This window comes from Bdellovibrio sp. HCB209, assembly GCF_047306065.1.
GTDB lineage: Bacteria > Bdellovibrionota > Bdellovibrionia > Bdellovibrionales > Bdellovibrionaceae > Bdellovibrio.
In genome coordinates, this window is record NZ_CP178618.1 from 2,324,459 (window position 1) to 2,343,100 (window position 18,642).

General features: G+C 46.6%; 16 protein-coding genes. 13 read left to right on the top strand and 3 right to left on the bottom strand.

Features of this window, described 5'->3' with window-relative positions; genetic code table 11:
* The first annotated feature begins 72 nt into the window (after positions 1 to 72).
* The 3 genes from ACLVWP_RS11385 to ACLVWP_RS11395 are packed head-to-tail and all read left to right on the top strand — an operon-like array spanning position 73 to position 1,961.
* Complete coding sequence (locus tag ACLVWP_RS11385; RefSeq protein WP_413557372.1) at positions 73 to 627, top strand: redoxin domain-containing protein; 555 nt, start codon at positions 73 to 75, stop codon at positions 625 to 627.
* Positions 628 to 1,065, top strand: coding sequence for a FixH family protein (locus tag ACLVWP_RS11390; protein ID WP_413557373.1), 438 nt, complete (start codon positions 628 to 630; stop codon positions 1,063 to 1,065). It abuts the gene before it with no gap.
* Complete coding sequence (locus ACLVWP_RS11395) at positions 1,062 to 1,961, top strand: serine protease spb1 (RefSeq protein WP_413557374.1); 900 nt, start codon at positions 1,062 to 1,064, stop codon at positions 1,959 to 1,961. Before ACLVWP_RS11390 ends, ACLVWP_RS11395 begins: the two co-directional genes overlap by 4 nt.
* A 4-nt stretch (positions 1,962 to 1,965) precedes the next feature.
* On the opposite strand, the gene ACLVWP_RS11400 is transcribed toward ACLVWP_RS11395, so the two are convergent.
* The gene (locus ACLVWP_RS11400) at positions 1,966 to 5,574 is read right to left on the bottom strand and encodes an efflux RND transporter permease subunit (RefSeq protein ID WP_413557375.1); all 3,609 of its coding nucleotides are present in this window, start codon (positions 5,572 to 5,574) and stop codon (positions 1,966 to 1,968) included.
* Between the two features lie 137 nt (positions 5,575 to 5,711).
* On the opposite strand from ACLVWP_RS11400, the gene ACLVWP_RS11405 reads away from it, so the two are divergent.
* On the top strand, positions 5,712 to 6,455 hold the full coding sequence (locus tag ACLVWP_RS11405) for a hypothetical protein (protein WP_413557376.1): 744 nt from the start codon (positions 5,712 to 5,714) through the stop codon (positions 6,453 to 6,455).
* A 98-nt stretch (positions 6,456 to 6,553) separates the two neighbouring features.
* Here ACLVWP_RS11405 and ACLVWP_RS11410 read toward each other — a convergent pair whose 3' ends face one another.
* Positions 6,554 to 7,360, bottom strand: a complete 807-nt coding sequence (locus tag ACLVWP_RS11410) for a S1 family peptidase (protein ID WP_413557377.1) — start codon at positions 7,358 to 7,360, stop codon at positions 6,554 to 6,556.
* A gap of 187 nt (positions 7,361 to 7,547) precedes the next feature.
* Here ACLVWP_RS11410 and ACLVWP_RS11415 point away from each other — a divergent pair, with 187 nt between their 5' ends.
* Together ACLVWP_RS11415 and ybaK are read left to right on the top strand one after the other, a co-directional pair.
* Entirely contained in the window at positions 7,548 to 9,386 is a 1,839-nt protein-coding gene (locus tag ACLVWP_RS11415; protein ID WP_413557378.1) for a monovalent cation:proton antiporter-2 (CPA2) family protein, read from the top strand.
* Positions 9,383 to 9,874 (top strand): Cys-tRNA(Pro) deacylase, encoded by a 492-nt coding sequence (ybaK, locus tag ACLVWP_RS11420; protein WP_413557379.1) that lies wholly within the window; start codon positions 9,383 to 9,385, stop codon positions 9,872 to 9,874. Before ACLVWP_RS11415 ends, ybaK begins: the two co-directional genes overlap by 4 nt.
* Before the next feature lie 201 nt (positions 9,875 to 10,075).
* Here ybaK and ACLVWP_RS11425 read toward each other — a convergent pair whose 3' ends face one another.
* On the bottom strand, positions 10,076 to 11,077 hold the full coding sequence (locus ACLVWP_RS11425; RefSeq protein WP_413557380.1) for a 3D domain-containing protein: 1,002 nt from the start codon (positions 11,075 to 11,077) through the stop codon (positions 10,076 to 10,078).
* 241 nt (positions 11,078 to 11,318) lie between these two features.
* Between ACLVWP_RS11425 and ACLVWP_RS11430 the strand changes: the two genes are divergently transcribed.
* Genes ACLVWP_RS11430 through ACLVWP_RS11460 form a run of 7 tightly spaced genes read left to right on the top strand, consistent with a single transcriptional unit; the run spans position 11,319 to position 18,636 of the window.
* Complete coding sequence (locus ACLVWP_RS11430) at positions 11,319 to 13,586, top strand: heavy metal translocating P-type ATPase (protein ID WP_413557381.1); 2,268 nt, start codon at positions 11,319 to 11,321, stop codon at positions 13,584 to 13,586.
* Positions 13,583 to 13,750 (top strand): cbb3-type cytochrome oxidase assembly protein CcoS, encoded by a 168-nt coding sequence (ccoS, locus tag ACLVWP_RS11435; RefSeq protein WP_413557382.1) that lies wholly within the window; start codon positions 13,583 to 13,585, stop codon positions 13,748 to 13,750. The genes ACLVWP_RS11430 and ccoS overlap by 4 nt, the downstream gene beginning before the upstream one ends.
* A complete protein-coding gene (gene ccoN / locus ACLVWP_RS11440; protein WP_413557383.1) occupies positions 13,734 to 15,857 on the top strand; it encodes a cytochrome-c oxidase, cbb3-type subunit I in 2,124 nt (707 codons plus the stop codon). Before ccoS ends, ccoN begins: the two co-directional genes overlap by 17 nt.
* Positions 15,854 to 16,039: a cbb3-type cytochrome oxidase subunit 3 gene (locus ACLVWP_RS11445; protein WP_413557384.1), complete on the top strand. Its 186-nt coding sequence runs from the start codon at positions 15,854 to 15,856 to the stop codon at positions 16,037 to 16,039. Before ccoN ends, ACLVWP_RS11445 begins: the two co-directional genes overlap by 4 nt.
* The gene (locus tag ACLVWP_RS11450; protein WP_413557385.1) at positions 16,023 to 16,592 is read left to right on the top strand and encodes a cbb3-type cytochrome c oxidase N-terminal domain-containing protein; all 570 of its coding nucleotides are present in this window, start codon (positions 16,023 to 16,025) and stop codon (positions 16,590 to 16,592) included. The genes ACLVWP_RS11445 and ACLVWP_RS11450 overlap by 17 nt, the downstream gene beginning before the upstream one ends.
* Complete coding sequence (ccoG, locus tag ACLVWP_RS11455) at positions 16,589 to 17,995, top strand: cytochrome c oxidase accessory protein CcoG (protein ID WP_413557386.1); 1,407 nt, start codon at positions 16,589 to 16,591, stop codon at positions 17,993 to 17,995. The genes ACLVWP_RS11450 and ccoG overlap by 4 nt, the downstream gene beginning before the upstream one ends.
* Before the next feature lie 11 nt (positions 17,996 to 18,006).
* Positions 18,007 to 18,636 carry a sulfite exporter TauE/SafE family protein gene (locus tag ACLVWP_RS11460; protein ID WP_413561580.1) on the top strand — a complete coding sequence of 210 codons (630 nt, stop codon included), beginning with the start codon at positions 18,007 to 18,009 and terminating at the stop codon, positions 18,634 to 18,636.
* Positions 18,637 to 18,642: the final 6 nt, after the last annotated feature.

Below are 18,642 nucleotides of genomic sequence, written 5' to 3' on the forward strand. Positions count from 1 at the left end.
GGGCGCGTCAAAAAATGGGGTGCAACCATTTGCCACCTAGGCGGCTCCAACTCCCTGTGTTAGAACGGCCCCATGAAGTCTGCGATAATTCTCCTATTAACTGTGTTCTCATTGAATGTTTGGGCCGCTAAATCCATCGATTCGGTTGATGGAACAGATGTGTTGAATGGCAAATTTCTGCATCATGAGACTAAAACAGCCACCAAAGGCACCGTCGTCGTTTTCATGTCGGCAAAATGCCCTTGTTCTGCCAGTCACGAAGTTTTGCTTAAAGATATGGCAGAGCAATTTAAAGACTTCAAATTCATCGGCGTTCATTCGAACTCGGATGAAAACTCTGAAGTCACGAAACAGCATTTCTCAGCGGCAGCTCTTCCGTTCCCTGTTATTCAAGATTCAAAATCTCGCCTGGCTAACGAATTTGCAGCTTTAAAAACTCCCCACGCATTTGTTCTAAATCCAGCGGGAGAGATTTTGTACCAAGGCGGTGTTACCGATAGCAGCCAAGGTCCTTCCGCTAAGAAACACTTTCTAAAAGACGCCTTAGATGACATCGAAGCAGGCAAAGCCGTTCGCATGAAAGAAGGCCGCGCGATTGGTTGTTTTATCCAACGCGAGGACGCTTAGATGAAATATTTGATCTGCGGATTTCTATTCTTAAGTGCCTGCGCCCGGCCTGATTATATCGATCCAAAAATCGCCTCGCAAAATCAGCAGCCTACTACAAGCTGCACCCTGGAACTTGCAAACTCTGAATTGTGCGCGAGTGTCGAGTGGACAACAGGTCCGCAGTCACCACAAGAGTCCGAGTTCATCTTAAAGTTTTGGAAAAACACAGACACACCTCAAGGACCTTACTTAGATCCAAGCAGTACTTTAAGTGTGATCTTGTGGATGCCATCGATGGGCCACGGGTCCTCGCCTGTTACGATTGAAAAGATTCAAGACGGAGTTTACCGTGTTCGCCGCGTGTTCTTTATTATGCCGGGAGACTGGGAAGTCCGCGTCTTTCTAAAAAATGGAACAACAACGGTTGGTCAAGCGACTGTGAGCTTGCTCCTGTGAAAAACCTCGTCCTCGCTCTTATCATTTCGGGATTTTCTGCTAATGCATACGCTGCCAGCTGCTGTGGTGGAGGATTTGCTTTCCCCGCTTTGATCATGGGTGATGATAAGGCTCAGGTTACGAGCTCTCTGAGTTATGGCCAAATCACTGACGACGTTTTGCCGAATAAAAAATGGATCAAACGCGACGACGCCAATCAAAGCCAAACTTTTAAAATCGAAGCGGCAACCTTGCTGTCTGATCGCGTGCAAACAGGTGCATCCATTCCTGTGGTTCATCGCAAAGTCGCTGATGAGAACAGCACGGGCCTTGGCGATATCGCCTTGAACTTAGGCCATGAGACCTTCCAAGAATTGACGTACTCTCGATGGAAACCTCGAGGCATCACTTTTCTGCAACTGACTTTACCGACATCCCCTTCCATTTACGATGCAGAAAATATGTTAGCAGCAGATTCTCGCGGTCGTGGCTTTTTCACCTTGGGTGGTGGTTTAGCTTTAATCAAAGTTTTCGGCACTTGGGATGCAAACTCCAGCGTAGAAATTCATAAATCTTTTGCGCGAGACTTTAGCACTTCATCGTCAGGTGGTGAAATCACTGCCACTCCAAACTTGGGTCATAGCTGGACCGTCGGTGGTGGTTGGAATAAAGGCAACTGGCGTTTAGGTACAAGCTTTACGGGGCTCTACGAAGACGCCATCGAAATTTCAGGAGCACAGACCTCGTCTGGCTCCGCTCAACAGAATATCACTTGGGCTGTGATGGCAAATTATATGATGAGCATGGAAAATGCCGTTACACTTTCCTATGCCGATCAAACTCTGTTCGGCACGCCTGAAAACAGCAGTCTTTCTAAGACTGTGACTTTAAGTTTCCAAACGCGCTGGCAGCGTTAATTTACTATAAGTCTCTATCGCGCTCACGGGAGTGCTGACGGCGTTCACGACGCTCTTCGCGACGACGATCTCTGACATCCTTATAATTATCCTGAGGAACCTTTCGGGCATCTGCCACATGGGGCATGCCACGATCAAAATCAGGCTCTATGTCTTCGGCTCGAGGCTGGCGCTGAACAGTCAAACCTTCTTTATCTGTTTTTCCATCCTGAACAGCTTCGATACGACTGCTGCTAGCATCCACAGGTTTTTCTGTTTTCTTAAATTTGTATTTACGTTTTAACCAGCTAAATAAAGACATCTTTTCTTTTCCTTTTTTCGCTTCTGGTTGATCTTCATTTTCCAAAATCTCTGGCATTGATTCGCCATCTTTTAGCAATCCATCTTTCGCTTCTAAATCGACTTGCTCCCCTGGTTGTGGTCCTTCGCCGCCATTCAGAATGGCTTTACCGTCTTCACTGATCGAAGTGGCGTCCCCCACATGCAAGAAGGCTTCGCGCACATCTTTTTGGCGAGTGTCGCGTTTGCGGAATCTATCCACCAAGGAGTAAGTCACAGGCACCACATACAAGGTAAGAATCGTCGAAACCAAAACGCCACCGATAAGTGTAATCGCCATGGGTTTGAAAGTTTCAGAACCTGCCCCCGTCGCCAACGCCGAAGGCATCGCGGCTGTGATGGTCGCAGCACTGGTCATGATGATGGGACGTAAGCGCACGGGACAGGCTTCTTTTAAAGCCTCATCAGCGGTGACGTTTTCTTTGCGGTCACGAACAGCATTGGTGAAATCAATCATCAGAATGGAGTTCTTTTTCACAATCCCCATTAAGAGCAAAATACCAATCATCGAGTACATATTGATAGTTTGCCCCGTAAGCGACAAAGCAAAGAAAGCCCCGCTGAAACTGAATGGTAAAGCCATCAAAATAGTCAGCGGATCTAAGAAGGAGTTAAACTGACTCGCTAAGACCATGTAGGCCACGATCACTCCCAGAGCCAAAGCGAATATCAAACTATCAAAGGACTCACTAAAGGTCTTTGCCGCTCCTGATTGAGCAATGGTGTATCCCGGCGGCAACTGACCGGCTTTTGAAAAAATAAATTCGAGAGCTTTTTGTTGCGAAGCCCCTTCAGACAAATTCGCATACATGGTGATCGCGCGCTGACGATTCATACGAGTCACCTGTTGAAGGCTCGCTTTTTCCTCCACATCTGCGACCTGAGCGATTGGTACTAGATTATTTTTATCATTGGCGATTAGAAGTTTTTGAAATTCATCCCGAGGGTCTGTGGTTTTCTTAAGCTGCACATAAACGTCATAACGATGACCGTCCTTGGTGTATTGACCGTTTTTTACACCGCCGATCATCGCTTGCACGGTTGTCCCGATGGCTTCGGCACTCACCCCGCGCATCGCGGCCTTATCCCTCGTCGGTGTCACTTGAATTTCTGGCATACCTGCCAGGTAATCCGAATCCACGTCGACCATCATGCCAGAGTTTTTCATGTCCTCTTTCATTTTATTGTTCAGCTCTTCAAGCTTTGCCCAATCCGGCCCTTGCAGAACGAACTCAATCGGATAACCTTTCCCCGTCGAAAATCCGCGACTGGAAGGGTCCATCATAAAGACTTGGACACCCTTGATATTTTTGCTCAACTCCTGACGAGCATAGGACATGAACTCTTGCTGACTTAGGACTTTGCCCTTTTGTTTGTTCTCGCCCCGTTCGTCTTTGTCTTTAAGAGTAATAAACATTTGCCCTGTGTTCGCATCACTTCCCGTTCCAGATCCCAAACCACCAACACTGGCATAGACGTGAGCCACTTCGGGTTGCGAACGCATCCATTTTTCAATCTCCTGGGCTTTTGCATTCGAACTCGCAAGCGATGTCCCGATCGGCATGAACATTCTCATGATAAAAAGACTTTGATCCTGAGCTGGCGTCATTTCACGATTCAATCCACGAACGGTTACGAAAGACAACGCCACAAAAGCAATAGAGGCCAATAACACCGGCCAACGATGAGCCAGAGTAAAGTTCAACGTACGCGAATAAAACTCGCGCCATTTTTCCATGAAAGTTTCAAAAGCTTTTCCAATGCGTGTGGTTCTGTGCCCTGTATGAACAAACGACGAACAACGCATGGGAGTGATCGTTAATGACTCTAATAGTGACAACATCACCGCCAAGGAAATCGTGATCCCGTACTGTAGGAAGAACTTTCCGATCACACCTTTCATGAAAGCAACCGGTAGGAAAATAGCAATGATCGCCACACTGGCCGCCAATGCAGCAAAGGTGATTTCCCTCGCACCAATGATCGCTGATTCAATCGGCCTTAAACCCTTTTCGTTGTACCTAAATATATTTTCTAAAACCATGATGGCATCATCCACGACGATACCAATCGCTAAGGTCAGACCTAGCAGCGTGAATGTATTTAAGGTAAAGCCAAAGAAATACAAACCAATGAAGGCCCCCATGATCGAAGTCGGAATGGCCAACAAAACGTTTAAGGTCGCAGTGAAGCTTCCCAAAAACACCCAGCACACAATCGAGGTTAAAATAACGGCCAAGATCAGATGCTTTACCATCTCGTTGATACTTTGCTCGATATAACGGGATGAATCGAAATTAATCCCAAGCCTCATGCCTTCGGGCAATTGCTTTTGCACCTCTTTCATTTGCTCTTTAACGGCATTAGCAACGGCGACTGCATTAGAACCCAGTTGTTTTTTAATCCCGATCCCCAGAGCCATCACTCCATCAAAACGAGAAGTCCGATAAACTTCGGCTAAGGATTCCTCGGCATGACCGATGTCTTTTAAACGAATCGTGTTGTAAGGATCTTGAATCACCATACCGGCTCTGCGATTGATGATCATGTTGTCAAAGCCCTTGGCGTCCTTAAACTCCCCTAACGTGCGCACGTTAAAAGCAGTTTTTGGGTTTTGAATAAAGCCACCCGGAACCTCCGTGTGCTGACTGAGGATGGATTCCATCACGTCGTTCACGGCGATGTTTTTTCTTTTTAATTTATCGGCATCCACCCAGATACGCATGGCGGGATCTGTGTATCCGCCCAGGATCACATCCCCCACTCCAGAAACCATGGTGAAACGATCTTTCAGATAGTCCTTCGCGTAGGTCATTAAAAAATACGGATTGTTTTTGTCGTACATGAGCGCCAGCCACAGAATCGGCTGATCGTCGGGATTGGTTTTGGTGATAATCGGAGGGTCGACCGCCGGAGGTAACAAGCGCTGCGCTTGAGCCACTTTAGTTTGCACTTCCTGCAAGGCCACATCAATGTTGCGATCCAAATCAAATTCGATCGTGATATTCGCAATGCCAGTTTTACTAACCGAACTGATTCGTTGAACGCCCTCAACCGAAGACAACGCATCCTCAACCGGATCGACCACCGAGGTTTCCATAATTTCAGGAGCCGCTCCTTGCAGAGTGATCGCCACATTCACGACGGGAAAATCCACGTCAGGCAGCTGACTGACCCCTAACCGCATAAATGAAATGAACCCGAAAATGATAAATGCTGCGAACAACATCCAAGAAAAAACTGCGTTGCGAATGGAGACGTCTGAAATGCGCATACTCGACCTCCCCAAGAGTTTAAATGAAACTTGTCAGTTCTGTTTCAAAACGCTTTCAGTATTGTCGAGATTCAAATTTATGATTGGTTATTTTGTGATTTCGCATATATTCGCGCCTCATAGACAGCGGGTATTTCATGAGAAGAGTTCTATTATTATTTGCAGTAACAATTATTTTCGGTGTCTATTTCAGCATCGAGGGTAAAACAAAATCCGAAGTTTTACTGATCGGCTCCGTTCACGAGCAACACACCAAGCCTGACGTTTATCCTTTAAGCATCCTCACCAAGGCACTTGAAGTATATAAGCCCGATGCTTTACTGATCGAAATCAGTCCTGAAAATCTAAAAAAACAGGATTGGACAAAGTCGCCTCCCGAGGCAGCTCTGCTTTATGTCACCGCTCAACGCTTGGATATTCCCGTCTATGGAATTGATGCTGATAAAACGAAACCCTCTAAGCCACCGACGGCGGAAGCTAAAAAAGAGCGCCAAAGCCTGATGGATGATGTCGGAGGATATGGTTTTACTGAGGTGCATTCCCCGAAGGCTGATAAGGCCTTAGCAAAGCACTATAAACATCGGGATGAAGACCGTGAAAAGGCGATGGATAAAAATGTCATGACCTTGCTTCAAGATCTAAAAGGAAAGCGCTTCTTTGTGGTCACGGGCTTTACTCACCGCCATCACTTGCGCCAAGCGGTTGATGACTGTTGTACCTTGGTTTCCCCACTGACCTTGAGTATTCCGAAGGCTCAGGTGCCAGCCGAAGACCTTAAAGCCGCGCGCAAGATCTGGGAAAAAACTCTGACAGACCTTAAAACCAGCAAGGCGCCATCTAGAAAGATCGAACAACTGGAAAAGTTCTTAACGATTAAATAAGTCGGAACCATTCTAAAAAAGCAAAAGGCCCTTCATCAGGGCCTTTTTTATTGTTTATTCAAATTTTGAAACTGCGATGCAGGTCAAAAAAGGAACTCTTACTTTTGAAGTTCCGCCATGTTGTCAGCGATCCACTGAGTATAAGCATCAGTGCGAGTGTAGATAGACATCAAGAAGCAATCTGGAGTCAAACGTGTTGGCAAGGCATCTGAACGACTTGCAACACCCCAAACATGCAACTCACCGTTGATATCTAGGTATGCAGGGCCACCAGAGTCACCACTGCAAACACCTTTTTTAAGGGATTGCTGAAGAGAAGCCTCTGTAGCCGTCAAGTTTGGATCTGCGATGTTCAAAGAAGTCGTGCGCAAAACACCAGCACCTGATTTAAATACCCATGAACGGTTCAAGCCGTAACCTGCTACGATCGTTGAAGTACCTTCACGCAACAAGCCTGAGTTTTTAAGAATTTTCGCTGGAGCGTAACCAGTTGGCAATGCACCCTCGAAACGAACCAAAGCGATGTCTGCTGTGTTATCTCTGCGAGTTTCGCTGTAGTCTTTATTAACGATCGCAGCTTTTACGATGCGGATTTGTTGTTTTGGAGCTTTCTCAACTTCGTTATTGAAGATAACGAACATAGCTTTTGGATTTGGTCCAACGCAATGAGCTGCTGTCAAAATGATATCTTGAGCGATCACTGTGCCTGAGCAAAGAGCGCCCACCTTAGTGTCATACAAAGCCACTGTGGAACGGATGATGCGAGAACCAGGTTGAACCTTTTCGCCACCGATGATTTGAGCGTTGTTATCCGCTGCTACTGTCCCGTTTTGTGAAGCTGGAGCACATGCCGTCAAAGCCGCCGCAGCTAACATTCCTGTAATTAGAAGATTGATCGTTTTCATAGGTAAAACCCCCGTAAATGATTTTCGAATTCGGGTGGGTTCTACACCCCTTCTGCCAGAAGTAAAAATGAAATTTTCCTAATCGGGACAGTCTTTAAATCGGGACAGGCAGATTTTCCAAAATGCCCTATGGATTGAATTTTTTTTAACTTGGCGCTGAGGGGGCCTTATTGTTACGCTTCTCCCCATGCATAATCAACTTCTCCAAGTTCTGGCGTTCTTAGTCTCCTCCGTTGTCCTCGTATCCGTATTTCAAAGATTAGGCCTTGGCAGCATCCTCGGCTATTTAGCTGCTGGTATCCTGATAGGTCCTCAAGGGGCCAAATTGATTACCGATGTGACATCCGTTCAGCACTTATCTGAGTTCGGCGTGGTCTTTCTGCTCTTCCTAATTGGCCTAGAGCTGCAACCCAAGAAACTTTTGGCAATGAAACGCACCCTAATCGGGTTTGGCGGCCTCCAATTGCTAACCTGCACGCTCGCCCTGGGTCTTTTAGTTAAAACTCTGGGAGCCTCTTGGCAGAGCGCCTGGGTGGCGGGCTTTGCCTTAAGCCTTTCCTCCACAGCATTTGCCCTGCAAGCCATGTCAGAGAAAAAAGTCCTTAACACGGAATTTGGTAGATCATCCTTTGCAATCCTACTTATGCAAGACGTTGCCGCGATCCCAGCCCTAGCAATCATTCCTTCACTGGGCTTAGTCCAAGCAGCCACTCAAGCTGAGGTAAACTGGTTGGGAGCATTGACCATCTTTTTAGGCCTTTTAATTTTCAACTACACTTTGATGGGCCCCTTCCTGCGCTTGGTTGCTTCACTTCGCAGCCGCGAGCTTTTCACCGGTGTCACCCTCACGATCGTAATCGGCGTTGCTTACTTGATGGAGCACATGGGGATCTCCATGGCCTTGGGAGCTTTCCTGGCAGGCGTATTGCTTTCCGAATCTGAATACCGTCATGAACTAGAAGCCGACCTTGAGCCTTTCAAGGGTTTGCTAATGGGGCTATTCTTCCTATCTGTAGGGATGTCAGTGAATATCACTCTGATCATGAAGGATCCGCTTTTCATCTTGGCAGCCACAGCCCTTTACATGGTGATCAAAGGCATGGCCCTCTTCGCAGTCGGCCGAGTTTTAAAACTCAACTCCACTGCCTCCCGCAATATGGCGGCCTTCTTAGCTCAAGGGGGTGAGTTCGCCTTCGTGATCTTCGGTGTGGGACAAACTTCAAATGTTTTAAGCCGTGATCTATCTGACACACTAACATTGATCGTAACGCTATCGATGATTGCAAGTCCGTTTGTGATCGTGATCAACTCGCGCATCGAAGCCTGGGCCGCCACTCACCGCCCACAAAAAGAATTCGATAGCTTTGCGGGAGTCGAAAACGAAATCATCATCGCAGGCTTCGGCCGCGTAGGACAAATCTTCGGTCGTATTTTGCGTGCCCAAGAAATTTCCTTCACCGCTATTGATCACGATCCAGATCAAATCGAATTACTAAGACGCTTTAGTCACAAAGTGTATTACGGTGATGCGGCCCGCGCGGAAATCTTAGATGCCGCCGGAGCCCACAAAGCAAAATACTTAGTGATCGCTGTCGACGACATCGAAACATCCAAGCAAATTGCAAATTTGGCGAAAGACCACTATCCGCATTTGAAAGTTTACGCCCGTGCACGCAACCGTGCTCACGTCTTCGATCTTTTGGATACGGGCATTCCAATAAAACACATCCGCCGCGAAACCTTTGAATCAAGCTTGCTACTAACTCGCGAGCTTTTAAAGGATCTCGGCTTCCCCTCAGAGCGCGCCCACTCTGTGATTGAACGCTTCCACAAACACGATGAGCTGATGATGGCCGAGCAATACAAACTCCGCCACGATCAAAAACAATTCCTAGATGTATCCCGCCAAGGCATGCAGCAATTGGCCCAAGTTCTGCGCGAAGACCAAACGCAAACCTACATTGATGCAGAAGACCCTTCGAACAAAAACGCCGAATCAGATGCCGCACCGGAGTCTCGCACATGAGCCACGACCAAAAACCTCCGATGACCCTAGCACTCCGTGAACTAGAAAAACACGGAGTCGAACTGACCTATCACCTTTTCGCCTACCAAGAAAAAGGCGGCACAGCCCACTCCTCAAAAGAAATGGGAGTCGACGAACACGCCGTGATTAAAACCCTGATCATGGAAAACGAAAACAAAGAACCCCTGATCGTCCTCATGCACGGAGACATGCAAGTCTCCACAAAAAACCTAGCACGCACCCTAGGTGTTAAAGCCATCAACCCCTGCAAACCCGAAGTCGCTGACCGCCACTCCGGCTACCAAGTCGGCGGCACTTCACCCTTCGGAACAAAAAAGAAAATGCCCGTCTACATGGAAGAATCAATTTTAAGCTTAGAAAAGATCTACATCAACGGCGGCAAAAGAGGATTCCTAGTCGGCCTCTCCCCCAAAGAAGTCCAAAAAATCCTAACCCCCACCCTAGTAACCGTAGGAATCAAAGGCTAAAAAAATAAAATCCCGACTCACAGATCGGGATTGGTTTAAGCCCAGCGGGCACAAGCCCCGTAATGCAGCGACCTCCGTCGGCGCATGGATGCGCGAACCGGCAAAGCCGGCGACGGTGAGCCAGGATGGCGTGTCGCGGAATTATGGGGATTGAGACCGATGGGATTAAACCAAGCCCGATCGGTCGAAGCGAATAACTACTTATTTGAAAGGCTGATTGTCTTTAGGAATACTAGGGTAAGAACGACGAGCTTGGATCTCTTTGGCCTTAGCTCCTGTGATTCTTAGGTAAGGAACCGAAGTCGTCTTATCTGCCAAACCAATTCGTTTAAATGGATTCGTGCTTTCGTACCAAGGAACGAAGCCCGAATAGAAATCAAAACGTCCACGGCCGTTAATGCCCGATCCCTTATCGCGAATAATAAAGTAACCATCGTGCAAAGAACCATCCGGCAAAATCAATCCGATTACTGACGGAATATAGATCACTTCACCCAACTTATAGACTTTCAAATCCGCAGCCAATGTATGGAAAGGATCCAAGCAAACCGTACGGTCGCCATATCCATATTTGCATTCTTCGCGATTGATTTCAAAATAACGATTCTGACCCTTGATACGAGCCAAAATATTAAGCATACGGATTTTACCTTTTTGCTTAATCGAGCAAGAACCTTGCAGACCACAAGCTAAAGAGCTTTTTTTGCAAACACGAATCAGAGCCTTGCCACCTTGACCATGCAAAGTGACCTTCTCTGAATCAGGGCAAGATTTTTTATCTTCATCAAACACGGGGAAAAAATAAACTGTCGGAGTGAGCTTTGCTGTGCCCTGAACTTCAGAAGCCTTAGGACGGTCTTTTGCGATTTGCTCCTCTGAAACTGAACCATGGGTTGGTTCCATATTGGGATCAACCGTGGCTGGTTGTAGAGGAAGATTGATTGTATTTTCGTTATCCACCACAGGGGGATTTGCTGGAACTGGGAAGTCCTCAGCTTTGCCAACAGTGGCTTGTTGAGTCGGAAGAGACGAATTCCAAACATCCGAATCTTCGTCTTGTTGGAAGTTCTGATGGCTCAAAGAGACTGTCCCATTGTCGTCCGGCTGAGAATGATATGCAGCAAACTGATCGGCACCACCGCAAGCGGTTAAAGTCATGGTTCCCACGACTGCTAACAGTGTAAAAATACGTCTCAATTGCATGCGCCCTCCAAAGCTGAACCGGGCTTAAAGGTAACAGACAAATAACAAAGGAACACCACTATTTTATGTCATGAATTCTGGTGAAATGCTGTGCCGAAAATTGGTACTTTTTGTCTCTATCATGCCAGTAATCAACCCCCTCCACCCGGTGTTGATTTTGTCGACAGCATCGTCCACATTATTGCTAATTTCGCAGATTTACCCGATAAAGAACACAGGCACATGTTAGGAGACTGAACACATGGAGCTAGATCGGCTACTCACTTGCAAATACTGTCAAAGTCCATCCAATGGATCTGAGTACTGCTGTGAAGCTTGCAAGGTCCTAGATACTCAAGTAGGCCCTCTCAGACTCGCTCAGAACAACCCCTTCGCTCACCTTGACGAACCACAATTTAAAAATCTCTATAAGCAACCTAGTGACAAGGATTACGACTTCCTTATCTTCTGTGAAGGCATGCACTGCTCATCTTGTGTGCACTTGGTAGAAAAGCTTCCTGAGTTCTGCCCTGGCGTTGTTGAGGCGCGAGCAAATTTCGGTCAATCCACTGTTGCGATCAAACTTTCTGCAGAGGGTTCTTTAGCGAAAGCTGCACAAAGTATTTCTGAACTTGGTTACGTTCCTAAAATCTTAAGTCCTGAGGACAACATTCAGGATAAATATACCAACGAAAATCGCACTTTCTTAAAGCGCATCGCTGTCGCTGGATTTTGCGCCGGTAACATCATGTTGTTCACAATTCCAATTTATGCGGGATTAAGTGGCACATGGGAGCAAGCTTTCAATGCGATTGGTTTGCTTTTGTTTTTACCCATTTTATTTTACAGCGCTCAGCCATTTTACCACGGCACTTTGAATGCTTTAAAATTCCGCACAATCAATGTCGACTTGCCAATTACGATTGCGATGTTAAGCGGTTTTGTTTTCTCCACTTGGAACTTCGCCCAAGGACAAGGAAACATATATTACGACAGTACTGCGAGTTTTTTATTTCTTATTTTAAGTGCACGCTATTTACTTAAACGAGTGCAGCAGAATTATTTAGCACCAGCACGTATGCAGACCTACTTCAAGGATCAGACTTATGAGTGTGTAAACAACGCTCACTCAACTCTGATCCCATGGAATAATATTCGTCCGGGTGATGTGCTCATCATCAAAGAAGGTCAAACTCTACCAACAGACTGTGTCCTTCTGAGTAACTCAGCCACTGTCGATACTTCACTGTTCAATGGTGAATCACTTCCACAAGTTTACTCAAACGGCATGGCCCTTGTCGGCGGCACTAAACTTTTAAGTGAAGATGTTAAAGTACAAGCGACTACCGCTTTCGACAAAAGCCAAATCGGTAAACTCTTTAATGACCTCGATCAAAAAAGTTACCAAAAAAGCCAGTTCGTCGGTTTAACAGAACGCCTTTCACAAAAATTAATCATCGTGGTGTTCTCTCTGGCTGGTATCTTTGCCTTGCTTTATTCTTTCGTAAATCCGATGGAGGCCTTCCAACGAGCACTGGCATTGATCGTGATCGCCTGCCCTTGCGCTTTGGCCTTTGGCTCCCCGCTGACTTTGGGTCTTGCCGTTAAGAAAGCTCAACGCATGGGCATCTTAATGAAAAGTGCCAACACTTTCGAAAAGATGCTCGAGCTTAGAAATATCTTCTTTGATAAAACAGGAACTCTGACTGAGGGTAACTTAAGCTTGATCAGCACTTCTCCTGATGCCCTGCCAGCGAGCTTGCAACAAATCATCGTGGCGCTTGAAGCGTCTTCACACCACCCGGTTGCTTTCGCTATCAGAAAAGCCTGGCCACATGTTGCAGCAGCCACTCACGGAACTGATATTCAAGAAATCCTGGGTCAAGGTGTTCGCGGTTATTTCGATGGCGATCTTTACGAGATCTTTCCTTACAACACAGCGATGCCAGGCAGCCAAATGGCAGTTGAGGTTTTAAAAAACCATCGCAGTGTCTGCCAGCTTTACTTCGCTGATCGCCTGCGCGAAGACGCAGTGGAAATCATCGGAAAACTTCATGATAGAGGTCTTCGTACTTACTTGATTTCTGGTGATAAAACTTTCCGTGCAAAAGATGTCGCGCAAAAGTGCCACATCCCTTTGCAAAATGCTTACGGTGATTTATCCCCACAAAATAAATACGATCTGATCAAACAATACCCAGCAAGCTGCATGATTGGTGACGGCGCTAATGATTCATTGTCACTTCAACAAGCCACTGTCGGTATCGCGGTTAAAGGCAGCGTCGATCTGAGTCTGCAACACGCTGATATCTATTTCACACGCGGCGGCTTGCAACCTCTTTTAGATCTATTCTCTTTAACTGAAACGACTCGTAATGTTCTTGCAAGAACATTGACGGTGTCTTTGCTTTACAACTTCCTGGGCGGCACAGCAGCGTTGCTGGGTCTTATCAATCCGATGATGGCGGCGATCTTGATGCCAATCAGTTCGGCGTTGATCGTGCTCACCTCACTTTGGGGGATGAGATGAATATTATAATGCTTATGATTCCTATGGCTTTACTACTGGGTGCTGGTTTCTTGTACTCATTCTTTTGGGCGAACTCGAAGGGACAATTTGACGACCTTGAGACCCCTGCTCACCGTATGCTTTTAGATGAAAACGAAAGGACTGAACGTGAACACATCAAATAATGTTGTAGAGAGAATTATCTATGACGACGATGTCGTAAAGAAATTTGCGCTAGCCACCATGATATGGGCGGTTGCTGCATTTCTTTTTGGCTTAATCGCAGCTATCCAAATTCCATGGTGGCCCGCGAATCTTAATATGGAATGGGTGACATTCGGAAGAATGAGACCTCTGCATACCAACGCGGCGATTTTCGCCTTCGGTGGTAACGCGATCTTCGCGGGGATCTACCACTCTTCTCAGCGCTTGCTTAAAACGCGCATGTTCTCTGATACTTTGTCGAGAATCCATTTCTGGGGTTGGCAACTTATCATCGTAGCAGCAGCGATCACGCTTCCGCTGGGTTACTCGCAAGCAAAAGAATACGCTGAGCTTGAATGGCCTATCGATATCGCTATCGCGGTTGTCTGGGTTGTTTTCGCGGTGAACTTCTTTATGACTTTGCACCGTCGTCGTGAAAAACATCTTTATGTGGCATTGTGGTTCTATATCTCCACAATCATCACAGTCGCAGTTCTTCACATCGTAAACTCCATCGAAATCCCAGTGGCTTTCATGAAGTCCTACCCTGTTTATGCGGGTATTCAAGATGCCTTGGTTCAATGGTGGTACGGTCATAATGCGGTGGCATTCTTCCTAACAACTCCGTTCTTGGGTTTGATGTACTACTACGTACCAAAAGCTTCGAATCGTCCGGTTTATTCTTACCGTCTATCGATCATCCACTTTTGGTCTTTGGTATTCATCTATATCTGGGCGGGTCCGCATCACTTGCTTTACACGTCTCTTCCTGAATGGGCGCAAACACTAGGGATGATTTTCTCTGTGATGCTTTTGGCTCCATCTTGGGGTGGTATGATCAACGGTCTTTTGACGTTGAAAGGTTCTTGGAATCTTCTGCGCACTCAACCGTTGCTAAAATTCTTCGTTGCAGCCTTAACGTTCTACGGTATGGCGACTTTCGAGGGACCTCTTCTTTCCATCAAATCAGTCAGCGCCTTGGGTCACTATACGGACTGGATTATCGGTCACGTACACGGTGGTACTTTGGGTTGGAATGGTTTCTTAACTTTCGGTATGCTTTACTACATGATTCCACGCTTGTGGAAGACAGAGCTTTACTCTAAGAAACTTCTAGAAAACCACTTCTGGTTGGGTCTTTCTGGCGTGATCTTGTACTACGTATCAATGGTCGTAGCGGGTATCACACAAGGTGCTATGTGGAGAGCGGTCACTAAAGAAGGAACTCTGGTTTACCCAGACTTCATGGAAACTGTAACTCGTATCGTGCCACTTTACTGGGTACGTGCTTTGGGCGGTTTGCTGTTCTTAGTGGGCTTCCTATTGATGTGCTACAACATCTGGATGACTATCAAATTGGCTCCGAAACAAGTGAAAGAGGAAGCTGTTGAAGTTACTCGCCCTGGTTACACTGAAGTGCCAACAACTGGTCACAGAAAACTAGAAGGTATGGGTTTCGTATTCTCTGTTCTTGCATTCCTTGCAATCGCAGTGGGTTCATTCATCGAAATCTATCCAACTCTTTCTTTGCACAAGTATATCAATCCGGTGAACATCACAGATCCTTACACGCCGCTAGAGATCGCTGGTCGCAGCATCTATCAACGTGAAGGCTGTTACGTATGTCACTCCCAACAAATTCGTCCGATCGTTTCTGAAGTTCTGCGCTACGGCCCAGCTTCAACTATCGAAGAATCTATGTGGGATCACCCATTCCAATGGGGTTCAAAACGTACGGGTCCTGACTTAGCACGCGTAGGTAAGAAATATCCAAACCTATGGCACTTCAGCCACATGTTGGATCCACGCGCTGTTACTCCAAGCAGTATCATGCCGAACTACCCATGGTTGGCTGATAAAGACACAAACTTCATGCGCCTACGCAAAGAAATCTCTGTCTTGAAACTTTTGGGCGTGCCTTATGACGAAAACACAGCTGCCAATGCTGATGGTATCGCACAAAAACAAGCCAAAGAGATCGCCGCAGATATCGAAGCTAACGGTGGACCTCGTGGTATGGAGAAAAAAGAGATCGTCGCTTTGATCGCTTACCTTCAAGCCTTGGGTCAGAAAGGGAAAGCACAATGAAACAATTAGGTTTAAAAGCTTTCACAGACACGTACCTAACTTCGTTCGGACTGATTATTTTCTTTGTATTCTTTGTTTGCGTTTTGCTTTGGGTATTCCGCAAAAACAGCAAGCATCACTACGGTGATATGGAAAAAATGCCCCTAATGGACGAGGAGTTTTCAAATGCAAGACCAAAATGATGGCCAATACAAACAGAACTATCATGAGTATGATGGCATCATCGAGCATGATAACAATCTGCCAACTTGGTGGTTGTGGCTTTTCTTTCTGACAATCATCTTCTCAGCACTCTACTTCCTGCACTATGAATTTGCGGGAGGCTTAACTCTGAATGACGAGCTAAAGATTCACATGGCCGAACTTGAAAAAAGCAAGGCCAGCCATGTGGCCACAGCACCTGTTGAAACTGAAGAATCCTTGAAAGAGGAATTCGACAAACTCGACGTCAATGCCGGCGTTGCTGTTTTCACCAGCAAATGTGCAGCCTGCCACGGCCAGGAGCTTCAAGGTTTGATCGGTCCTAACCTGACTGACCATTTCTGGATCCACGGCAAGGGCACGCGTATGGACATCGTAAAAATCATCCGTGACGGCGCCGCTGATAAAGGGATGCCGCCATGGGGTCCTGTGCTAAAACGCGAGGAGATTTACGCGACAGCCAAGTATATTATGTCTAAACTAGATTCGAAACCTGCTGGCGCTAAACCGCCACAAGGAGAAGAAGTAAAATGACCTTAGATCCGAACCTTTTAACCTCAGTTGATGCAAATGGCGATCGAATCGGCATTATACCAGCAGAGGTAAAAGGTTTCTACAAACGGCATCGCACTTGGGTGCATGCCGTTTTGTTAGTGATATTCCTGGTACTCCCTTGGACGACAATTCGGGGAGTACAAACGATCCTGATTAACATTCCTGACCGTGAGTTTTCTTTTTTCGGAATCCTCTTTCACGCCCACGATACTCCCCTGCTTTTCTTTATTTTAGGAACATTGCTGTTTGGACTTTTCTTTGTCACAGCGGTGTGGGGACGCGTTTGGTGTGGCTGGGCTTGCCCGCAAACTGTTTTTATCGAAGCTGTTTTCCGTCGCATTGAAATTTGGACAGAAGGCAACTATATCGAGCGCCGCAAGTTGCGCGATGAACCTTGGACCTTTTCTAAGATCAGAAAAACCGGACTTAAATGGATTCTCTTTATCACGGCCTCTTCTTTTATCGCCCATAGCTTGATCGCGTATTTTGCTGGCGCCAAAGATCTTGTGCATATGATGGAGCAACCTCCGGGAGAAAATTGGACTTACTTCCTTTTAGTCTCCATCGTGACTGGTATCGTGCTTTTTGACTTTGCTTGGTTCCGTGAACAGTTCTGCGTGATCATGTGTCCTTACGGACGCTTCCAATCGTTGCTGATTGGTCGCAAAACCATGGCAGTTATTTACGATACAAAACGCGGTGAACCTCGTCGTGGTCGGAACAAACAAGGCGAACCTCAAGGTGACTGTGTTTCTTGCAATCGCTGCGTGAATGCGTGCCCGACTGGAATCGACATCCGTCACGGTTTACAAATGGAATGTATCGCTTGTACGGCGTGTATTGATGCCTGTGACGAAATCATGGAGAAAGTAAATAAGCCTAAAGGACTTATTCGCTATGATGCTTTAGACTTTACGAAAATCAGTCTGCTGCGTCCTCGCCCACTGGTTTACATGACGGCTTTGATTATTCTCATCTCGGGTCTTTCCTATGCTATTGCAACTCGTGAACCTTTCCACTGGACTCTGCTTCGTGGCCAGGGACTTCCATATTCGTACATCCAAAATGGCGATACGAAAGACATTTTGCAAAATCAGTTTAAGATCCACATCCAAAACCAAGAGCGCGTGCAAACGGTTTATAAGCTTTCGATTGATCCAAAAATAGTTGAAGCTGGTGCGGTTCTTACTATTGGTGAAAATCCACTGAGCCTGCAAGCCCATGAAGATCACGAATGGTATTTCTTTGTACGTCTGCCTGAAAGCATGTTCAAAGGAACTCGTGGACAGATTAAAACGAAAGTACATATTGAAAGTCAGCATGGCGAAAAAACCAGCCACAGCGAAAAAGAACTTATCTTGATGGGACCACAGGGACTATGAACTCCGGAATGATGCTCGCCATAGGAATACTCAGTACTAGCTTCTTAGGAAGCTGGCACTGTGCTGCCATGTGCAGTCCTATCGCGTGCCTCATGGGAGAACGCAAGTCCTTGTTCAGCTATCACATGGGACGCTTAATCGCCTATGTGTCTTTGGGAGTTTTAGCGGGCGGCATCGGACAATTCCTGCTGGATTCACAGTATGCGTGGTTGCGCACGGCTTCGGCTGTGCTCTTTGCTTTGCTTTTATTCAGCATGGGATTTCGTCTGATCAATCCGCGCTTGGGTGCGAAGTTCACTCCTAAAGTGGATCCCCATGGTTTGATCAAAGTCTTTCGTCAGTTCCGCAAATTCCATTTGAATCAATCAGGTTTGATGGTGGGACTGCTGACGGGCTTACTTCCTTGCGGATGGCTTTACACTTATGTCACGGCGGCTGTGGCCCTACAAAGCCCTATTATGGGTGGTGCTTTGATGTTTTTATTCTGGGTGGGAGGACTCCCCGCTTTGGCGATCCTTCCTTCAATGATCCAAAAAGGACTCCAACAGATTCCTTTGCGCCAACAGCGTATCGCAGGATCTATTCTGGTTATTGCTTCGGTGTACTCATTGTGGAGTTTCTTTTACTTCCCACACCATTGATTTATC